The sequence below is a fragment of the Actinomycetota bacterium genome (assembly GCA_014360655.1).
Lineage (GTDB): Bacteria > Actinomycetota > Geothermincolia > Geothermincolales > RBG-13-55-18 > JACIXC01.
In genome coordinates this window covers 144,395-163,789 of record JACIXC010000003.1, presented here as the reverse complement: position 1 = coordinate 163,789, position 19,395 = coordinate 144,395, and the positions used below count along the sequence as shown (strand labels likewise).

14 protein-coding genes and 1 tRNA gene are annotated in these 19,395 nt (G+C 67.1%); 9 read left to right on the top strand and 6 right to left on the bottom strand.

Features of this window, described 5'->3' with window-relative positions:
* Window positions 1–325 precede the first annotated feature (325 nt).
* The 5 genes from H5T73_03625 (at window position 326) to H5T73_03605 (ending at window position 6,959) form a co-directional block, all read left to right on the top strand.
* Window positions 326–1,135, top strand: coding sequence for a hypothetical protein (locus tag H5T73_03625; GenBank protein MBC7246854.1), 810 nt, complete (start codon window positions 326–328; stop codon window positions 1,133–1,135).
* 220 nt (window positions 1,136–1,355) lie between these two features.
* Window positions 1,356–2,876, top strand: coding sequence for an ABC transporter permease (locus H5T73_03620; protein MBC7246853.1), 1,521 nt, complete (start codon window positions 1,356–1,358; stop codon window positions 2,874–2,876).
* Window positions 2,877–2,934: 58 nt separating this feature from the next.
* Entirely contained in the window at window positions 2,935–3,624 is a 690-nt protein-coding gene (locus H5T73_03615; GenBank protein ID MBC7246852.1) for an ABC transporter ATP-binding protein, read from the top strand.
* A gap of 86 nt (window positions 3,625–3,710) precedes the next feature.
* Window positions 3,711–4,472 carry a hypothetical protein gene (locus H5T73_03610; protein ID MBC7246851.1) on the top strand — a complete coding sequence of 254 codons (762 nt, stop codon included), beginning with the start codon at window positions 3,711–3,713 and terminating at the stop codon, window positions 4,470–4,472.
* 777 nt (window positions 4,473–5,249) lie between these two features.
* Entirely contained in the window at window positions 5,250–6,959 is a 1,710-nt protein-coding gene (locus tag H5T73_03605; GenBank protein MBC7246850.1) for an arginine--tRNA ligase, read from the top strand.
* A gap of 146 nt (window positions 6,960–7,105) precedes the next feature.
* Here H5T73_03605 and H5T73_03600 read toward each other — a convergent pair whose 3' ends face one another.
* From H5T73_03600 to H5T73_03590, 3 genes are all read right to left on the bottom strand, one after another.
* Window positions 7,106–7,876, bottom strand: coding sequence for an alpha/beta fold hydrolase (locus H5T73_03600; protein ID MBC7246849.1), 771 nt, complete (start codon window positions 7,874–7,876; stop codon window positions 7,106–7,108).
* A 167-nt stretch (window positions 7,877–8,043) separates the two neighbouring features.
* Complete coding sequence (locus H5T73_03595) at window positions 8,044–9,264, bottom strand: hypothetical protein (protein ID MBC7246848.1); 1,221 nt, start codon at window positions 9,262–9,264, stop codon at window positions 8,044–8,046.
* Between the two features lie 3 nt (window positions 9,265–9,267).
* Window positions 9,268–10,077 carry a hypothetical protein gene (locus H5T73_03590; GenBank protein ID MBC7246847.1) on the bottom strand — a complete coding sequence of 270 codons (810 nt, stop codon included), beginning with the start codon at window positions 10,075–10,077 and terminating at the stop codon, window positions 9,268–9,270.
* A 442-nt stretch (window positions 10,078–10,519) separates the two neighbouring features.
* On the opposite strand from H5T73_03590, the gene H5T73_03585 reads away from it, so the two are divergent.
* From H5T73_03585 to H5T73_03570, 4 genes are all read left to right on the top strand, one after another.
* Window positions 10,520–11,470 (top strand): MoxR family ATPase, encoded by a 951-nt coding sequence (locus H5T73_03585; GenBank protein MBC7246846.1) that lies wholly within the window; start codon window positions 10,520–10,522, stop codon window positions 11,468–11,470.
* A gap of 9 nt (window positions 11,471–11,479) precedes the next feature.
* The gene (locus H5T73_03580) at window positions 11,480–12,808 is read left to right on the top strand and encodes a DUF58 domain-containing protein (protein ID MBC7246845.1); all 1,329 of its coding nucleotides are present in this window, start codon (window positions 11,480–11,482) and stop codon (window positions 12,806–12,808) included.
* Window positions 12,781–15,045 (top strand): transglutaminase domain-containing protein, encoded by a 2,265-nt coding sequence (locus H5T73_03575; protein ID MBC7246844.1) that lies wholly within the window; start codon window positions 12,781–12,783, stop codon window positions 15,043–15,045. Before H5T73_03580 ends, H5T73_03575 begins: the two co-directional genes overlap by 28 nt.
* Window positions 15,046–15,377: 332 nt before the next feature.
* A complete protein-coding gene (locus H5T73_03570) occupies window positions 15,378–16,400 on the top strand; it encodes an HD domain-containing protein (GenBank protein ID MBC7246843.1) in 1,023 nt (340 codons plus the stop codon).
* A 202-nt stretch (window positions 16,401–16,602) separates the two neighbouring features.
* Here H5T73_03570 and H5T73_03565 read toward each other — a convergent pair.
* The 3 genes from H5T73_03565 to H5T73_03555 form a co-directional block, all read right to left on the bottom strand.
* Window positions 16,603–16,679 (bottom strand) — tRNA-Ile (locus H5T73_03565).
* 460 nt (window positions 16,680–17,139) lie between these two features.
* A complete protein-coding gene (locus H5T73_03560; GenBank protein MBC7246842.1) occupies window positions 17,140–17,913 on the bottom strand; it encodes a hypothetical protein in 774 nt (257 codons plus the stop codon).
* A 4-nt stretch (window positions 17,914–17,917) separates the two neighbouring features.
* A complete protein-coding gene (locus H5T73_03555) occupies window positions 17,918–19,363 on the bottom strand; it encodes an RtcB family protein (protein ID MBC7246841.1) in 1,446 nt (481 codons plus the stop codon).
* Window positions 19,364–19,395 lie beyond the last annotated feature (32 nt).

Below are 19,395 nucleotides of genomic sequence, written 5' to 3'. Positions count from 1 at the left end.
TGGCTGCAATTTAAATGCGCCGTAGTCGAGATGGGCTTTTCCTGTTGAGTTGAGGTATCTCGATCACGCTCATCGCGTTCATTGCGCAGCGACACGTAGGTTTTCCTCCGGCCTGGAACCGCGACGCCATGTTCTCGCCAGACTCCGGGGCCTTCCCCAACCAGAACGAATGCCGTGCGTTACTCGCTGCAGCCCGGTCCCCTTCGTGGGCCACTTACATTCATCAACCTTTACAGATTCTCCGGTTTTCCCCCATAAAACCTTAACCATCACCCGCTAAGGTTGTCTCGTGTCCGGAAAGATTCTGGAAAGGAGACGGGATAAGATGACGACGGTGAAGGGGAATGCCGTAAGAGTGCTTGTCCTGCTGTCCGTTTTTCTCTCCCTGTCCATCGGCGTGGTTGCCTGCGGCGCCGGGGATGCGCGAGACGCGGGCATCGAGACCTCCAGGAAGCTGCCCCCGGGGATGACGGAAGAAGAGTTGGAAGCGAGCGACTCGTCGCCGGCCACCACCGCCGGGACCATGTCCGGCGAAGGCGCTTCCGGCTACACCGCTTCCGGGAACACCACGGGGGACAATCCTTCAACCGGCGGTAGCGCCACCGATACGGACACTAACTCCACCGCCGTGACCTCGACCGCCAAATCGGTCACCCTCTCGGGTACGGGCTTCAGCGCGGACTTCACCGTGGTGGCGGCCAAGAGACAGGACAACAACAGATTGGTCTCATCGTCCGGCCAGAGGGAAGTGAGCGGCGATTTCCTGGAGATCGAGCTGGCCATCAAGAACAGCGGAGATTCCCTACTTGATCTATCCCGCTTTTCCTTCCGCCTGTGGAGCCCCTACATCACGGCCTCCGCTTACGACGATTACTACGGGAACGTCACCACCTACGGCGGCTACGTGGCCAGGAACATCGTCTCGGCCGCCCTGCTCGATTACGCAAGCCTGCAAAAGGTCGCCTATACCCTGCGCGTGGGCGAGGAGGTCGGGGACGTCTTCCTCTTCTACGACCTCAACCCCTTGAGCGTTTCCGCCAATCAGGGCTTCACCAAGGAAGGCGCCAACCTCATCATCTACGACACGGAAACCGGCAACAAGGTGGAGGTCAACCTGGCCGGGTTCGCGGACTGAGGGATCGCGGGGACCTCGGGGCCGGCAGGCCTGGGAGGCACGGCCGGAGGACGGTTGAGAGGCGGTTGCGGGAGGCCCGCATGAAGGACGGGGCGGATCCATGCGCGGGGGTCCGGGAAAGAGTGCGGCGCCCGGGAGGCGGCCGCGGTTGGATTCGGAAGCGCCTGGAAACGGCCTCAGGGCTTCAGAGGCCGCGGAAGGAACGCGGAAGGAGCATAACATGATGGGAGCGATCAATAGAGGTTTGCGCAGTTTCGTCCGCCATCCCCTGAGCAACCTTGTAGTTGTGCTGCTCATCTTCGTCTGCCTTACCTTTTCCCTCTCCATGCTGGCGGTGAAGCTTTCCGCCGACGCGCAGGTGGAGGAGGTGAAGAGCGGCGTCGGTAACTACGCCGAATTGCGGGTGAGCTCCGAATACCAGATGAAGCTCTTCTCCGAACAGAGAGAACAGGATCCCGCCAGGCGCCAGGCGGAGGCGCGCAAGATGTCCGGGGAGGAGCTCCTAGCGGAGCGCACCAGCACCCTGGTGCCCGAGGAAATGGTCGACGGCTTTTCCCTGCTGCCTGAGATAATAAGCTTCGACAAGGTGCTGGAAACGCGCGTCTCCCTGGAGGGCATCACCGGCAGCGAGCTGGAGACCATGCTCTCGCTGCGGCAAGGGATGCCCGGTTCGTCGTCCTCTTCCGCAAGCGCCGACATGTTCCAGTTCGAGGGCAACACCAACGGCGCCTCGGCGTCCGACTTCCTGTTGGGCAACAAGGCGCTGGCGGAGGGCTCCTTCTATACCTACCAGGATCATCTCAACGCCAATCCCGTGGTGCTGGTGGAGCGGACCCTCGCCGAGGAGAACGGCCTCTCGGTGGGCGACACCATCACCGCCGCTATCACCGGCGCCGAGGGAAGGGGCTCCGAGATGGAGCTGGAGATAATCGGCATCTACGAGACGGTGGAGGCGGAAGCGCGGGGCGCCGCGCAGAATCCCCAGGCCTTCAACCCCGCCGGCAACAAGTTCTTCGCCCCTCTCTCCGTGGTCCAGGAGCTCAACGGGACGCCCGGCTACGTGGAGCTCGGCTATTACTACCTGGACAGCGCAGACAGCAGCGCCGCGGTGCAGGCTGCCTTCCAGGAAATGGTAGTAGAGGGTCTGGAGAACGGCGACAAGTACGAGCTTGCCACGGACTACTCCGACTTCGAGTCCATCTCGGACCCCCTGCAGAAAACGGGCAAGGCCTCAACCATCGGGCTGGCGGGAGCCCTGGGCGCCTGCGCGCTCATCATCATCCTGGCCATGGCCATCATCGTGGGGGGCCGCACCAGGGAGCTGGGGGTGCTCAAGGCCATCGGCGCCACCGACCGCCAGGTACTCGTGCAGTACGCGGCGGAGGTGCTGTGCCTGTGCCTGGTGGCCATCGTCCTGGCCGCGGGCGCCTCCGCTTTCATATCCCAGCGCATGGGTAACTGGCTGCTCCAGGGTAACGCGGCCGCCACGGAGCAGACCACGTTCCCCGGCGGCGCCGATACGCCCCCCATGCGGGGCATATCCGGAAACCTCTACAAGGAGGGAGGGAGGTTCTCCTTCGCTTCCGGCAACCGACAGGGCGTGGAGCTGGACGTCATCTACCGGGGGAGCATGCTTGTCTATGGGATCCTCATCCTCCTGGGAATCAGCCTTCTTGGGATGAGCGTTCCCGTTATCTGGATATCCCGGCTGCGTCCGGCGCGGGTCTTGACCATGGAGTGAGTCGTAAGGCGTGTTCGGCCCCGGCTCCCTGCACACCACGAGACGGGAGGGATGGAAGATGCACGACCTCTTGGAGGTAAAAAACGTCAGCAAGGCCTATCGCGCGAAGTCGGGCGAGGTGAAGGCGGTCGACGACGTGGACCTCCTTGCCCGCCGCGGCGAGGTCACGGTCATCGTGGGGCCGTCCGGCTCCGGAAAGACCACCCTGCTCCACCTCATCGGCTCGCTGGAGCGGCCGGACGCGGGGGAGATAAACGTCTTCGGCGAGAACATCTGCCGGCCGGACGCCGACCTCATCCATTACCGGCGCAGGCGGGTAGGGTTCGTCTTCCAGATGTTCAACCTCGTCTCCTCCCTCACGGCCCTGGAAAACGTCACCCTTCCCATGGACCTCGAGGGCGTGCCCGCGGCGGAGCAGCGCAGGCGGGCGGAGGAGCTCCTGGAAAGGATGGGCATCGACCACCGCCTGCAGGGGGCCAGGACCAACCGCATGAGCGGAGGCGAAAAGCAGCGCGTTGCCATCGCGCGGGCCCTGGCCAACGACCCCGACGTGATCCTTGCCGACGAGCCCACGGGAAACCTGGATTCCACCACGGGGAAGGTGGTGGTGGACATCCTGGCGGAGCTGGCGCGCAGGGACGGCAAGTGCGTGATCATCGTCACCCACGACGAGGACATCCTGCGGGCGGCGGACTGGGCTTATCATATGCGGGACGGGCGGCTCACGGGCCTGGAAATGGAAGGATAAACGGACACGGGATCATGCCGGGTCCGCCGTGCGTCAAATGTGGATGAAACACGGCCTAGGCCGCGCGGGGAAGGAAGGTGAAGCGTATGGACATCGAGAAGAACGGAGCAGCGCCGGCAGGAGAAGAGCGGCCTTCCGCGGAGATGCAACCTTCAACCACGGCGGGCGGGGAAGCCGGAACCGGGGGCGAGAAGGCGGAAACGCAGCCGCCGGCCACGAGGGAAGAGGAGGCGGCTGCGGCGGGCACGCGGCCCATGCAGCCAGCATCGTCTCCCGACGCCACCCCGCCCGCAAGTTCCGCGAGCTGGTTCGGCCGGCACAGGTTGTGGGCGGGCATCGCCATGGGGGTCCTGGCGGTCCTCCTTCTCGGCGGGATGTTCGCCATCGGCTACGCTGTGGGTAGGCAGGGAGACGACCGCCCCGAGGTGCGGTTGCCGCGGCAGGAAAGTCCCTGGAGGGAGATGCGTGCCTGCCCGCCCGAGACGCCGTTGCAGAAATTCCGGGAAGAAAGGCTCGACAGGCTGGAAACGCTGATGGCCTGCCGCGGGGAGCTCGCGGAGTTCCTCGCCGGCGAGCTGGGGGTTACGGTGGATGTCCTGGAGGAAGAGCTGGGCAACGGAAAGACCGTGGCCGAGCTGGCCGAGGATAAAGGGGTCTCCGTGGACGGGCTCGTATCCTCGCTCGCCGGCAAGATCGAGGAGATCGCCGACCGCCTCGTGGCGGAAGGCGAGCTCACCTCCGTGCAGGCCGAGCGCATAAAGTCCGTGGCCCCGGAGCTGGCATCGCTCCTGGTCCGCGACGGGCCCCGCTTTTTCGCGCCCCGCCCCGGGCGCAGGGCGCGCTTTTGACGCGTGTAAAGCGCGTAAAACCGTTCTCCCCCCGCACCCCCCGAGCGAACCGGCCTCCCGGCCGGGAGGCCGGTTCGTCTTCCCCCTCGACGGCACCATCAACGGATGCGACCATAATGCGACGTGACCTTGATGGATCTCCCCTTCACCCACCACGGCGCGGGCAAGGTTATCTCCGGGATGCAATCATGATGCAACGCGATCGTGATGGATCTCCCCTGTCGAGCTGCGGCATCTCCATGACCGCCATTGCGTTTATTACTCGGCGTCATGTAAAACGGGCGCGGCCGTGCATCGCCCCTGCCGCATGGATAACATGGACAAACCGGCATGTTCCGCGTATTGGGTACGCGGGAGTCCACCATCGAGCCATGCCGCCTCCCTCGCGAAGCGGGACGGCTGCGACCCCTTGAGACGCACCTCCCTTTCCCCGGAAAAAGAGATGGCGGCGAAGGCGCCAGCGACCCGGCGATGATGTTTTCGGTTAAAATAGACGTGCGCGCAGCGCGGCCGAAAGCCGGCTTTCCCGCGAATGCTGTATGGCATATATTGCCATTACCGGCCGAGCCCCTCGGAGGCGCGGGAGGGCTTCCGTGCCCCGGGCAGCGTACGCAAAGCGTTCCCGGTGCGGCCGGCGCGGCCACCCCCGGACATCCCGGGACGCACCCGGGAAGGAGAGGCTTTCTTTCCCGGGGAAGCCCTTGTGGGAAACGGTTACGGATGGAGGGCGCCGTGGGTGAAGGGCGCAGGGTAAAGGCGAGGCATTGAGGAGGGCCGTTGATCGTCAAGGAATTGCGTGAACTCATCGAGCGGGCGCTCGCCGAGGCCGCAAGCGCCGGGGAGATCCCGCCCGCGGAGGGGGTGGATTTCGTCCTCGAGAGGCCCCGGCACAAGGCGCACGGGGACTGGGCCACCAACGTCGCCCTGGTGCTGGCCAGCAGGGCGGGCCACAGCCCGCGCGACGTGGCCGAGGCCCTGTCGCGACGCCTGGAGGCGATGTCGCGTGCCGGCGGGACGGGGGAGGGGGGCTCGGCAGGCGCACGCGTGTTGAGCGCGGTGGAGGTCGCAGGCCCCGGTTTCATCAACTTCTCCCTGGACCGCGACCGCGTGCTCGCGGAGCTGGTGCGCGTGGCCGGCGAGGGGGAGGGCTACGGTCGCTGGGAGCTGGGCGGGGGAAAGCGGGTGCTGGTGGAGTTCGTCTCCGCCAATCCCGTGGGGCCCCTGCACGTGGGGCACGGGCGCTGGGCGGCGCTGGGAGACGTTCTCTGCAACCTGCTGGAAGCGGTGGGCTTCGACGTGGACCGCGAGTTCTACCTCAACGATCACGGCACACAGATGGAGGTCTTCGCCGCCTCGGTGGAGGCCCGCTACCTCGAGCTGGTCGGCCGCGAGGTGGGGTTCCCCGAGGAGGGCTACCACGGCTCCTACATCAAGGATATCGCCCGCGCCCTCATCGAGGAGGACGGGGGCCGCCTGGCGGACGCGCCCCCGGAGGAACGGAGGCGTGAGCTGGGGGAGAGGGCCTACCGCCTCGCCCTCGCCCACATCCGGGAATCCCTGGACGCCTTCGGCGTGCACTTCGACACCTGGTTCAGCGAACGCGAGCTGCACCGCAGCGGGAGCGTGCAAAGGGAGATAAGGAAATTACTGGAAGAGGGACTGGCCTACGAGAAGGACGGCGCCGTGTGGATGGCCACCTCCCGCTTCGGAGACGACAAGGACCGGGTGCTGGTGCGCAGAAACGGCGCTCCCACCTACTTCGCCGCCGACATCGCCTACCACCTGGACAAGCTCGCGCGGGGATACGGGCACCTCATCAACATCTGGGGGGCGGACCACCACGGCTACGTGCGCCGCATGCAGGCCGCCATGGAGGCCAAGGGCCGTCCCGGTGTCCTGGAGGTCATTCTGGGCCAGCTGGTGAACCTCAAGCGCGGCGGCGAACCGGTGCGCATGTCCAAGCGCACGGGAGAGATGGTCACCTTCGACGAGCTGGTGGCCGAGGTGGGAAGGGACGCCGCCCGCTACCTCTTCCTCACCCGCAGCCAGGACACGGCGCTCGACTTCGACATCCAGCTCGCGGTGGAGGAGAGCATGGAAAACCCCGTCTACTACGTGCAGTACGCGCACGCGCGCATCTGCAGCATCCTGCGCTACGGCCTGGGGCGGGGACTCGAGCTGAGCGAGGAGATCCCGGACCCGGAAACCCTGCGCCTGCTCGGCGCCGAGGAGGAGATGGACCTGGCACTGAAGCTCTTCGAGTTCGAGGAGCTGGTGCGCGACGCCGCCCTGGACCGCGCGCCACACCGCCTGACCCGTTACCTGGAAGAGCTCGCCGCCGCCTTCCACCTCTTCTACAACCGCCACCGCGTCATCAGCGACGACGCCGGCCTCACCGCCGCCCGCCTTTTCCTGGTCCGCTGCACCCTGCAGGTGCTGCGCAACGGCCTGGCGTTGCTGGGCGTCTCCGCCCCCGAGAGCATGTGAGGGCCTCCCTGCCCGCTACCCGCGCAGCGCCGGCTTTCCCGGACACAGGCGTGGCGACGTGATCCACGGGAAAACGCGACAAAGCTTGTCGCCGATCCGGCTTTTCCTCTTGTGTGCGCGACGCCGTTATGCCCTGTCTCAACCCCCTACCGCAGCCTCTGAAGCATCCAGCTAACGGCCTTGTCCATGGCCACTTCGTCGAGCCTGAGCCTGTGCCCCCCGCCCGGGACGATGAAAAGCTCCTTGGGTTCCCGCGCCGCCTCGTAGAGGAGCCGCGCCTCCGTGACGGGCACCGTGTCGTCGTCGTCCCCGTGCACGATGAGCAGCGGCGTGGGGGATATCCTCGCCACAACCTCCACGGGACGGCATTCGTGCATCTCCCGGTAATACTCCTCCTCCGAAGCGGGATAACGCGGGTCGCGTATGATCCCGATCTCGCGCGCGTGCGCTATGAAACCCCCGATCCCCTCGCGGGTGATGAGATGAGAGAAATCAGCGGGCGCGGAAATGGCCGCCAGGGCGCGCAACCCGCCCGTGCGGGCCGCACAGACGATGCTCACCGCCCCTCCCCCGCTGAACCCCATCATGGCGATGCTGCGGGGATCGCACGCCCGGAAGGCATCTTCCGCCCCCCGCGCCGCGTCCAGCACCGCTTCCAGGTCCCGCATCCAGCCCGGCAGGGAAAAATCGCCCCCCGATTCCCCCGTTCCCCGGAAGTTGAAGATGCAGGCCGCGACCCCTTCCCGGTTGAACCTCTCCGCGAGGGCCTCGTAGCCGGGGTCGCCCTCCGTGGGCGCCCCGCTTGGTATGCCGTGGCAAAGGATGACCAGGGGCGCCTGGCCCTTCCCGTCCGGCGCGATCACTTCCCCCCGTATGGCTACCCCGCTCGCATGCAGGGTGAACTCAACCGTCGCCACCTTTAAGCCTCCTCCCCGCATCATCCGGCGATGCGCATATCATTATAACCTCCGGATACAAACGGGGGCCTGAAACGGGGGCTTGGCCCCATCCATGCCTGAGGCCCCGGGCCGGAAGAAGGACTGCTCTATACCCAACCGGACACGGACCGGCCCCCATCACCGGCTCATGTCCATCCGGTGAAGAAGGGGGCGCGGCGCGAGAGGTAGAGAATGAGGGGCATGAGGTCCCGCCCCGAGATCTGCCCCATCCCTCCCGCGGCTGCGCTCACCTCGTCGAAAGCGCTGATGCCGTCGCGCCTCACCGTGACGCCGTGGAAGAGAACCGGCACGGGGTCGCCGCCGTGTATGACGCGGGGGTCACGCGTGGTTGGCGTGGAATGATCGGAGGTGACGACGGCCAGCAGCTCGGGATCGTCGAAGAGGCGCGGGAACGACGCCAGGGCGCGGTCGAAACCCTCGATCGCGTCTACCTTAGCCTCGGGGTCGCCCGTGTGGGCGGCCTCGTCGGCGTGCTTGCTGTGCACGAACACGAACTCGCTTCCCCCTGCCAGCAGGCCTTCCGCCGCCGCGAGCTTTGCGGCGAGGTCCTCCTCCGCGCCCTCCTCCCCCGTCTTCGCCACCCGCATCCCCAGCAGCCTTCCCATGCCCTCGAAGCAGGGGGTGGAGACCACGGCGGCCGCATCCATGCCGTGCCTCTCCCTGAACCCCTCCACCGCCGCCGCGCGCGAGGGCCACTTCATGATCAGTCCCATATCGCCCCGGCCCGCCTCCTCGCGGGCGAGGGCCTCTTCCGCCGCCGCCATGAAGCCGCCCAGTGCCCGCAGGGTGAAGGCCGCGGAATCGTCTTCGTCGCCGTCTTCCGCGGCCTGCAGGGTCGCGATGGGATGGTGGTGGAGGAAGGGGTCCGTGGACATGAGGCGGGGGGAGCCGCCGCTCACAACCGCGATGAACTCTATTCCTCCCACGTAGTGCAGCCCGATGGCGGGAGCGGCCATGGCGCGCAACCTCTCCGCCCACGCCGCGCAGATGTCCGCGACCGGCAGGCCGCTTCCGTCCCGCACGAAGAGCCCGTTCCCCCTCCTCTCCACCGGGACCAGGTTGAGCATGAAGAGTGCGTCCCCTTCCTCGCAGGGGATTCCCGCCGCCAGCGCGTGAAGGTAGGTCCTCCCGGGGAATTCCTCCGGGCGGTAGCCGAACATGCTCCAGTGCGCCACCTCGCTTGAGGGGCATATCCCCGGTGCCACGGGGTACATGAGGGCGCAGCACCCTTCCCCCGCAAGGAGGTCGAGGGCAGGGGTGGAGGCTGCCTGCAGGGGGGTCCGCCACGAGAGCTCCCGGTGGGAGACGTCGGCCATGCCGTCCAGGACGATGAAGAGTACCCTCATGCGCTATTCTCCAATGTTTTCCAGAACCGCGACGACGGCCGCTCGGTAGTCCACCGGCGCGCCCTTCCTCAACTCCGCGAGTATGCGCTTGGTCACCGGAACCAGGTATTCCGCGAGGTAGGCGCGCACGCCCTCATCGTCCACCTGCGCCCCTCCCCTCCTGTCGAGGTAATTGCCCGCAAGGGCGCAGGAAGGCTGATCGCGCCCCTCCTCCCACTCGCCCACCAGGGCTTTCATGCCCTCCTCGTCGTCGAGCTCCAGCAGGGGCAGCTCCAGCCGCACCCCGAATTCCTCCAGCACCTCGCGGTAGGCCGTCACGGCGGCGCGCGTCTGGTTTACCTTGATCCGGCCCCCGTGCTCCAGCCTCTCCCCCGCCACCAGCCGGTCCACTCCCGCGCTCCAGCAGAGGGGGACGCGCAGCGCGTGCAGGTACATGTGGCACCCGATGCATATATGCCAGGGGCCGTAGCGGCGGGAGAGGATGGAGTTGACCCTCCCGATGACGGCGTTCCACCAGCGGGGCGAGCCGACGACGACGGGTTCTTCCACCCTGATCCCCTCCGCGGCGAGAAGGCGCCGCATGCGCTCCACGTTGGCGAACAGGGAGCCGAGGTCGTCGAATTCCGTCCCCGTATAGGCTATGGCGGGCAGCAGCCGGCTCAAACCCTCCGCGCGGGCCAGCACCAGCGCCGCCGCTACGCTGTCCCTGCCCGCCACCTCCACCACCGCCTCGCAAGCGCCGCGCTCGGCCCCGACCCGCGGCGGCAGCACCTCGTCCGGCCGGAAAAAGAGCGCCTCGCTCCGCTCCCTCATCGTGTTCCCCCTCCTACTGTACCGCCGCTTCCGCCGTTCCCCCCGGATCTCTCGCCCGTTCACCCGGGACCTCTCGCCCACGACGCTTCTTCGCCTTACGCATCCCTCCGCATGCCCGCAGCACGATGCCCGGAGGCAGGCGGCCGCTGCCCCCAGCCGCCTTCCCCTCCACCGTCTTCCCCCCTATTCTAACCCGCCGGCCCCCTCCCACGGCGACGAACGCCCGCCTGTCCTCCGCGCCCGGCGTTATCCCCCTCCCGCCGCCGGGTCCTTCCACCCTGCAGACCCTTCTCCGTACAGGAACACGAGACCGCGACGGCGCGCGTGACATCCGTCGTTGTGTATTAACATCCCCCCCTGTAATCTCGATATAGAAAGTGTGTTCAGGAAAAAGACTCCTGGTAAGAGGTTTCCGGACAAGAGAAGGGAAGGGTGACGCTTGCTGGAACCGCAACACGTCGAGGGAAGGGAAGGGCCGGCGCGGGCCCTGGTGGATAACATCTGCCGGGTGATACGGGGAAAGGACGAGCAGGTCGCGCTGGCGGTGATCGCCCTCCTGAGCGGGGGCCACCTCCTGGTCGAAGACGTGCCCGGCGTGGGCAAGACCATGCTGGCGCGTTCCCTCGCCCTCTCCATCAACGGCACCTACCGCCGCATCCAGTTCACGCCCGACCTGCTTCCCTCCGACGTGACGGGGACCACGGTCTTCGACCAGAGGTCGTCGGATTTCGAGTTCAAGCCCGGACCCATCTTCGCCAACGTGGTGCTGGCGGACGAGATAAACCGCGCCACCCCCCGCACCCAGTCCAGCCTGCTGGAGGCCATGGACGAGGGGCAGGTGACCGCGGACGGGGCCACATATCCCCTCCCGAGGCCCTTCTTCGTCATCGCCACCCAGAACCCGGTTGAATACCACGGCACCTATCCCCTGCCGGAGGGACAGCTCGACCGCTTCTGCATGAGCATCACCCTCGGCTACCCCTCGCGGGAGACGGAGCAGGAGGTGGTGGCGGCCCAGCTCAGGGACCACCCCGTGAGCTCGCTGGAACCCGTGCTCGTCGCCGCGGACATCCCCGAGCTGCAGCGTGCCGCCAGGGCGGTGAAGGTCCATCCCGACGTCCTCTCGTACGCGGTGAGCCTGGTGCGGGCGACCCGCGAGGAAGAGGGCCTCTTCCTCGGCGCGAGCCCGCGCGGGTCCATCTTCCTCGTCCGCACCTCCCAGGCCAGGGCGTTCCTCTCCGGCCGCGACTTCGTGACCCCCGACGACATCAAGGCCATGGCCGTTCCCGTGCTCTCACACCGCGTCATCCCCTCCTCGCGCTCCCGCAGGCTCGACGATGCGCGCTCCCTGGTCATGAAGGTCATGGAGAGCATCCCCGTCCCGGTGCTCTAGGGGGTTGCCTTGCTGGCTTTGCGTACCGTCGCGGCTCTCGCCCTCGCCTTTTCCATGATCCTCATCGGCATCAACTCGCAGTCCGGCTGGTTGTTCTGGCTTGCCGGCCTCTGTATCGCCGCCGTCGCGGTCTCATGGGTGGATTCCCTGGCGGAGGTCAGAAGGCTGGAGGTCGAGCGCCTGGTGAAAGAAGAGGCGGTGGAGGGGGAAACGGTCGAGATAACCCTGCGCGTCCGCAACCGCGGCCGCTTCTCCCGCAACCTCCTGCTGCTCGTGGACGAAGACCCGTCTCTTGTGGCCGCGTCCAGGGGTTTCCGTCCCGGGCGCCTGCGCCGCGGTTTCCGCTGGCCCTCCGAAAGCCCGCCACATGAGCGCGCGGAGCAAGCCGGTCCCTCGTGCGGCAGGGTCGCGCTCTTCCTGCCCCGGGTGGAGGCCGGGCAGGCGGCGTCCCTCTCCTACCGCCGCGGGGGGCTGCGCAGGGGCGAGTATCGTGACTGGCCCGTGTACATATACTCCGAGGGGATCCTGGGGCTGGCGAAACACCAGGCAAGACTCGCGGTCGCCTCCCGCCTGACCGTGCTCCCTTCCCACGTGGAACTGCAACGCCTCCCGCTGCTCGACTCGCTGCCGCGTGCGGCGTGGTCCACGGCCAGCCTTTCCTCCAGGGGCAGCGGCATGGATTTCTACGGCGTGAGGGAATTCCAGGCGGGCGACCCCCTGCGCCACGTGCACTGGAAGTCCACCGCGCGCCGGGGCGAGCTGGTGGTCAGGGAGTTCGAAGAGGAAACGAGCATGCCCGTCCTCGTCCTCATCGACAACCGCCAGATCACGGGCAAGAAGATGCGGGAGGATCCCCCCCTGGACATACAGGCGCGCCTTGCCGCCAGCATCGCCTGCTACGCGCAGCTGCGCGGACACCCGGTCACCCTTGCGGCTTACGAGGGACGGGAGCTCCTGCTCCACGAGCCCCAGGGGCTGCCCGGCGCCCTGCGCTGGCTGGCGTCCCTGCAGCCGACCTGCGCCCTGCCTCCGCGGGAGCAGGTACAGGGCCTGCGCTTTCTTCTCACGGGAGGTTGCACGCTCTTCCGGCTGGTGTTCGCGGGGGGCGCGGGGTGGGAGCCCGCCACCGACGACCCCTCGCTCCCGTGCCGCACCCTCCCGGTCATCGTGGCCCCCGCCGCCGAAGGCGAGGGGAGTCCCATGCGCGGGAGGGATGGGACGGGCGGGGCCCTACCGCAGGGTATCCCGGACGGCCACGGGCAGGGCAGGCGGGGGTTCGCGCTCTATCGCGAGGGAGATGACATAGCGCAATGCCTGGAAAGCTCCTTTCCCGCCTGAAGGACCTCGTAGCCCCGCGCGACGTGGACGATTCGCGGGGGTTCCGCATCGCAGTATGGGCTTCCGTGTCGGTCTCCGTCCTTGCTCTCGCCTGGCAGGGGGTGATAAATCCCTCGCTCGTCGTGCCCTGCCTCGCCCTCATAGCCCTGGGGTTCCTGGTCAGCTGGTGGCGCCGTTACAATCACAACATCCCCATCAAGGCGCTGATCGCCCTGCTGGTGCTGGCCGCCTGCGCCTCCTTCCTGCGCCAGTCCTACCTGCAGCCCTATGACCTCCGCATCCCCCTGGCGGAGTTGTTCCTCTGGGTGCAGGTGCTGCACAGCTTCGACCTTCCGCGCCGCCGCGACCTCCTCTATTCCCTGGTGAGCTCCTTCATCCTCCTGGCGCTGGCCGGCTCCTATTCCGTCACCACCGCCTTCGCCTGGATAGTCCTGATCTGGTTGCTCTGCGCCGTCCCCGCCCTGTACCATGCCCAGAGGTCGCGCCTCATCTCCCTCTCCGCCGGCACGGGGAGGGCGGCCGTCGCCCGGGGCACCTACCGCAGGGTCTCTGCGACGCTTTCCGCCCTCCTGGTGGCGGTAACGGTGGCGAGCCTCGCCTTCGGCGCCTTCCTGCCGCGCTTTTCCGTGACCTACCTGCGCTCGCTGCCCTTCTCGCTGCGGCGCTCCGTCTTCTCGCCGCAGGGTTACAGCCTTTCCAACCCGGGCTATCCCGACCTGCCCTCCCGCCCGCCCCGCGATCCCCTCGAGGTCAACCCCGAGGCCTACTTCGGCTTCGGTCCCTTCCTGGATCTCCGCTCGCGAGGGGTGATGTCGGACCTGCCGGTCATGAAGGTGCGGGCCAGCGACCCCGCCTACTGGAGCGGGCTGGTCTTCCGCCGGTACAACGGCTTTGCGTGGGAGCTGCCCCAGGGGGAGCCGGAAAGGCTGTACACGCCGGAGCAGCCCTTCACCATCACCATGACGGAGGGGCAATCGCACCTGGCGACGAAAAACCTGGTGCAGACCTACTACCTCGAGAGCGAGCAGCCCAACGTCATCTTCGCGGCTTACCGTCCAGCCCTGCTCTATTACCCCTCCGACTACATCTACCGGGACGAGTCCGGCCTGAAAAGCCCCTTCACCCTGTCCCAGGGGCTGGTTTACAGCGCGGTCTCGTACTGCATCGAGTACAGCGACGATGAACTCCTGCCCATGGCGGGAAGGGTGCGCGAGGGGGAGATGGCCCCCTACCTCGAGCTGCCCGAGCTGCCGGAACGCGTGCGGCGGCTTGCCGAGGAGATCGCGCCCCGCGAAGGCAACGTGCTGGTAAAGGCCCGGGCCATCGAGGACTACCTGGCGCGCAACTACGAATATTCCCTGGACGTGCCCCCCCTGCCCCCGGGGAAGGACGCGGTGGACTTTTTCCTCTTCGAGACCCGGCGCGGGTACTGCGAGCACTTCGCCACCGCCTACGCCGTCCTCTGCCGCCTGGCGGGGGTCCCCTCCCGCGTGGTGACAGGCTACTCCACGGGTGAATACAATCCCTTCACCGGCCTCTACGAGGTGAGCCTGGACGACGCGCACGCGTGGGCCGAGATCTATCTGCCGGGCGTGGGCTGGGTGGCCAGGGAGCCGACGCCCGGTTTCGCGCTGCCCGACTACCGGCAGTCATATGGAATATTCTGGATATTCAGGGACCTCTTCTCGTGGCTCGGCCGCGGCATCGCCTCCCTTTTCCCTCCCTCCCTGCGGGCTTTCTTCAAATCCGCCTTCTCCGCCCTCGCCTCCGGGGTGAAGGGCCTGTTTTCCGGCCTCGCCTATTCTTCGCGCGAGGCGCCCTGGCTCCCGGCTACCTTCTTCCTCCTGCTCGTCGCCGCCGCCTTCGCGGTTCGCGCGCGAGCGCGCCGCCGCAGCGCGCACGCACTTGCCCTTGCCGGCGACCCCATCGCGGCCATGGAGGCGTTCCTGCGCTCCCTGGAGCCCCTGGGGATCGCGCGCGTGCCCCAGCAGACGCTGTGGGAGTACCGGGAGCGCGTCGCTTCCGCGCTCCCCGGGATAAGCCTCGAGGAGGAATTCCGCCTCTTTGAAAGGGCGCGCTACGGCGGGGGCCGGCTGGATCCAGCGGAGCTCTCCTTCCTGAAGCGCGGTTTGGCCCGCGCCGTCGAGGAAGCCGGCCTACTCCACGGAAAGGGCGGGTTCCGGAAGGCGCGCGATAGGTGTAGCCCGGCGCAGGCGCGGGGCACCGATGCGCGCTGAACCAGGGGGCGGCGACAGGAGGTGCGCGTGGGCGAGGAGCCCGGCGGCCAGGCGGCGCTCCCGCGAGAACGGATGACGCGGGCCGCCTGTCGTCGCCCCGCATCATCCTGTCGTCACCACGCATTATCATGAGTGCGAAGGGTGAGAAGCGATTCCCGCGAAGGCCGGGCCTGCATGCGGCAAGAGGCGGGGGAACCTGCTCCTGTCAGCGTCGTCCCGGGGCAGCGGAGGAAAAAGCCGCCTGGGAAAGAAGATAAAGGCAGGATAGCGAACAGGGAGGCCTTGCATCCCGGGCGGCGGGAACCCGCAAACGAGAAGTCATACCGGCGACGGTGACGGCACGCGAAAGGGAGGACGAGATGCCCAAGCAGCTGGTGAGCGAGCTGGAGCCGGGAGAGGAGGTAAAGAGCGTCTTCGTGGTGGCGCGCAAGGAGTTGCGCAAGACGAAGGCGGGAGCCCCCTACCTGGCCCTCGAGCTGGCGGACAAGAGCGGGAAGATAGACGCGAGGGTCTGGGAGAACGCGCTGCGCTACAAGGACGCTTTCGGCGAGCAGGATTACATCGCGGTGAGCGGGAGGGTGGAGAAGTACCGCGAGCAGCTGCAGGTGGTGGTGAATTCGCTGCGGCGCTGCTCCGACGAGGAGGTGGACGTCTCGGACTTCCTCCGGGTGGTTCAGACGGACCGCGCCGCGCTGGAAGGCGAGCTGCGGCAGGCCGCCGAGGAGGTGCGGAACCTGCACCTGAAAAGCCTGCTCCTCGCCTTCTTGAACGACCCCGAGTTCATGCGCCTCTTCACCGCGGCTCCCGCTGCCAAGAATTACCATCACCCGTATATCGGGGGGCTCCTGGAGCACACGGCGAGCACGGTGCGCATCTGCCGGCTGCTCGCCGACCTCTACCCGGACATAGACCGCGATCTCCTGGTGGCGGCGGCCATGCTCCACGACATCGGCAAGGTGCAGGAGCTCGCCTACGAGCGGACCATCGACTACACGGACGCCGGGAGGTTCCTGGGTCACCTGATGCTCTCGGACCAGATGTTGCGGGAAAGGATAGCCGACGTGCCCTCCTTCCCTCCCGACCTCGCCCTGCGCCTGCGCCACGCGGTGCTCAGCCATCACGGAGAGCTGGAGTGGGGGTCGCCCAAGCGCCCGAAGACCCTAGAGGCCATCGTGCTGCACCACGTGGACAACCTGGACGCCAAGGTGAACAGCTTCCGGGAGATCGTGGAGCGCTCCCTCGACAGCGAGTCCCCGTGGACGGACGTGAAGAACCTCTTCAAGCGGCCCCTCTACGTGCCGCGGCCCCTCAGCGGGGAGATGGAGCTGGACCTGGAGGAGGAGTTGCCCCGCTGAGGCCCCGCACGCCGGGACCAGGACCGGCCCCACACGGCCCGGCGCACGGGAACGCGCCGACCCCGCCCGTGTCATTCAACCGCGCCGCCCGGTATTTACATTTCGCCGCGAACCATTCCGCCGTTAACCGCGCTCCACGATCACGTCGGGGGCACGGGGAGTCAAGAGGAAACCGGGAGCTCGCCCCGCTCCCGGTCTTTTCTGGTGGGCCTAACTGGATTCGAACCAGTGACCTCACGCTTATCAGGCGTGCGCTCTAACCTACTGAGCTATAGGCCCCTGCAAGGGTAAATTATAACCTCGCCTCAACCGCGGCACAAGAAACCCGCCCCGCCGGCCTCGTGCCCGCCTTTTCCGCGTGTCGGGCCCTTCCGCGGCCTCCTCCGCGGGGGGCCGTCCCGCCTCCTGCCGCACGGTCGTTCCGCAGCAAGCGCTCCCCGGCCCTCGAATCTTCTCGACACGAAGGGTGCCCGCCGAGGCGACGCCACGCCCTTCTCGCGAGCCCATCCGCTTTTCGGCCGATCTGTTTCTCGTTTCGCTCTCGCGCAGCCGAGCTCGCGCGGATCTCCCGTGCGCGGACAACCGTCCCGCCTTCTCCCTCGCCCCCGGCGCATTACCCTTCAGTTGTCGCCACCCCGTTCAAGAAATCCCCGGGGGCTCGTTCGCGCATGCCCCTTATGCACATTTTCCACAATATTTTGTGAAAAACTCCGCCTCTACCTACTACATGTTGTATTTATCAGGTCTGCGCCTGCAGGCCCTCGGGAAGCCGGAAGTTTTCCGGCGACACCGACCCCACCCCGCGATATTCCCAGTCAATCCTCCTCACGATGCCATCCCGCGAGCGGACCTCGAAGGCGCTGGGCAGATTGCCCGGGCCGTCCAGGCGGATGCGAATGGACCTGCCGTCTGGAGCGTCCATGCTAAAACCGTCCTCGCCCCAGTACCTGTCCACTTCGAAATAGGGCTTCGTCACCACGTGCGGCATGAACCCGGCGCGCCTTGCCGCCTCGTCGTAGGATATCTCCTTGTAGGTCTTCGTGTGGAAGTTGACCAGCCAGCCCTTCCCGCTCCCGGCGTCGTAAATGACCATGGTCGGCGTTCCCTCGATTATGACGCGGAAGGAGCCGTTGTCGTAGGCCCCCACCCCGAGCACCTCCCCTCCCTCGCTCCCCTTCACCCGGTAGCTGCCCTCCAGCGTGGCCCTCTCCCCTTCCCGCATCAGCCGCGCGGGGTCGGCCGCCTCTCCCGTTCCGCCGCACCCCGTGAGCCCCAGGACCAACCAGGCGGCGCAGGCCGCCGTCAGCCCGAGGCCCGCCGTTCGTCGCCGACGCTCGCGCTCGCGTCCCTGCCCTCGCTCGTTCCAGCGTCCGCGCCCGGACCCGCATGCCTTCTCCGCCGTACCGCGGCCTTCTTCCTCGCCCCTCGCCGCCTGCCGCCTCTTCCGCCATCCCCACCCGGCAGCCGGGGCGCCGCCGCGAGGAAGGTGCCGCGAGCCGTTGACCTCCTCCATGCCGTCAGCCTTTCATCACGGCCACGGGTCGCATGCGGGCCACCCGCCGGGAGAGGCCGGCCCCCTCGCATATCTGCACTACGGCCTGTACATCCTTGTAGGCCTCCGGGGCCTCTTCGGCGAGCCCCGCCGGGTGAGAGCACCTGACCATGATCCCCATGCTCTCAAGGCGTTTCCTGAGATCCTCCCCCCTTATGCTCTTCTTCGCCGCCTTCCTGCTCATCGTCCTTCCGGCTCCGTGGCAGGTCGAACCGAAGCTCTTGCGCAGCGCCTCCTCCGTTCCCACCAGCACGAAGGAGTGGCTGCCCATGTCCCCGGGGATGATTACCGGCTGGCCGGTTTCCGCGAACCTCTCCGCCACCTCCGGCCTGCTCCCGGGGAAGGCCCGCGTTGCCCCCTTGCGATGCACCATGAGGGGTACGGTCTTCCCCTCGACCAGGTGTTCCTCCCGCTTCGCCAGGTTGTGCGACACGTCGTACAGCACCTCCATGCCCAGCTTTCTCGCCCCCGCCCTGAAGACCTTCTCGAAGCATTCCCTTATCCAGTGGGTTATGGCCTCCCTGTTGCACATGGCGAAGTTGGCGGCGCAGGCCATGGCCGCAAGGTAGTCCGCCCCTTCCCGCGACTGCACGGGTGCGCATACCAGCTGGCGGTCCGGTAAGTCATAACCATATTCTGGCAGGCGGGCGTTCATCACCTCGATGTAATCGGTGCATACCTGGTGTCCCAGCCCCCGCGACCCGGAATGCACCATGATGACCAGCTGCCCCTCGAAGAGGCCCAGCTTCTCCGCCGGAGGCACCACCTGCTCGACCACCTGCAGCTCCAGGAAGTGGTTGCCCGATCCGAGCGTTCCCACCTGGTCCCTGCCGCGCGCGAAGGCCCTCTCGCTCACCTTTGCCGGGTCCGCCCCCTCGTAGCAGCCCCCTTCCTCCATGGCCTCCAGGTCCTCCTCCCAGCCTATGCCCCTCGCGACGAGCTCCCTGGCCCCGCGGGCCATGAGCGCCTCCATCTCCCTCCTCTCCATGCGCAGCCTGCCCCTGGTGCCCAGGCCCTTGGGTACGCTGGCGTTGAGAAGGTCCAGCAGCTGCGCCATTTTTCCCTTCGCCTCCTCGTGCGCAAGGGACGTCTTTATAAGCCTCACGCCGCACGATATGTCGTAGCCCACGCCTCCCGGCGAGATCACGCCGCCCTCCGCCATGGTGGCCGCCACCCCGCCGATGGGAAAGCCGTATCCCCAGTGGATATCGGGCATGGCCAGGGACGCCCGCACTATCCCCGGCAGGCAGGCGACGTTGACCACCTGCTGAAGGGCGTTGTCCGCGTCCGCTTTCTCCATGAGTTCGCGGTCGCCGAAAACGATGCCCGGGACGCGCATGCCCTCCTGCGCGTCGGTCGAGATCCGCCAGGTATATTTTTCCACTTCCTCCGCGAAGCCCAGCAGGCTCATCCGCTATCACCTCGCAGGCATGTCCCGCAGGC

Bases quoted from the DNA above. Each gene is read 5' to 3' on its own strand.
- H5T73_03615 (MBC7246852.1), top strand. From the start codon at position 2,935: ATGCACGACCTCTTGGAGGTAAAAAACGTCAGCAAGGCCTATCGCGCG.
- H5T73_03610 (MBC7246851.1), top strand. From the start codon at position 3,711: ATGGACATCGAGAAGAACGGAGCAGCGCCGGCAGGAGAAGAGCGGCCT.
- H5T73_03625 (MBC7246854.1), top strand. From the start codon at position 326: ATGACGACGGTGAAGGGGAATGCCGTAAGAGTGCTTGTCCTGCTGTCC.
- H5T73_03590 (MBC7246847.1), bottom strand. From the start codon at position 10,077: ATGAGGGAGCGGAGCGAGGCGCTCTTTTTCCGGCCGGACGAGGTGCTG.
- H5T73_03555 (MBC7246841.1), bottom strand. From the start codon at position 19,363: ATGAGCCTGCTGGGCTTCGCGGAGGAAGTGGAAAAATATACCTGGCGG.
- H5T73_03595 (MBC7246848.1), bottom strand. From the start codon at position 9,264: ATGAGGGTACTCTTCATCGTCCTGGACGGCATGGCCGACGTCTCCCAC.
- H5T73_03620 (MBC7246853.1), top strand. From the start codon at position 1,356: ATGATGGGAGCGATCAATAGAGGTTTGCGCAGTTTCGTCCGCCATCCC.
- H5T73_03560 (MBC7246842.1), bottom strand. From the start codon at position 17,913: ATGGAGGAGGTCAACGGCTCGCGGCACCTTCCTCGCGGCGGCGCCCCG.
- H5T73_03575 (MBC7246844.1), top strand. From the start codon at position 12,781: ATGCCTGGAAAGCTCCTTTCCCGCCTGAAGGACCTCGTAGCCCCGCGC.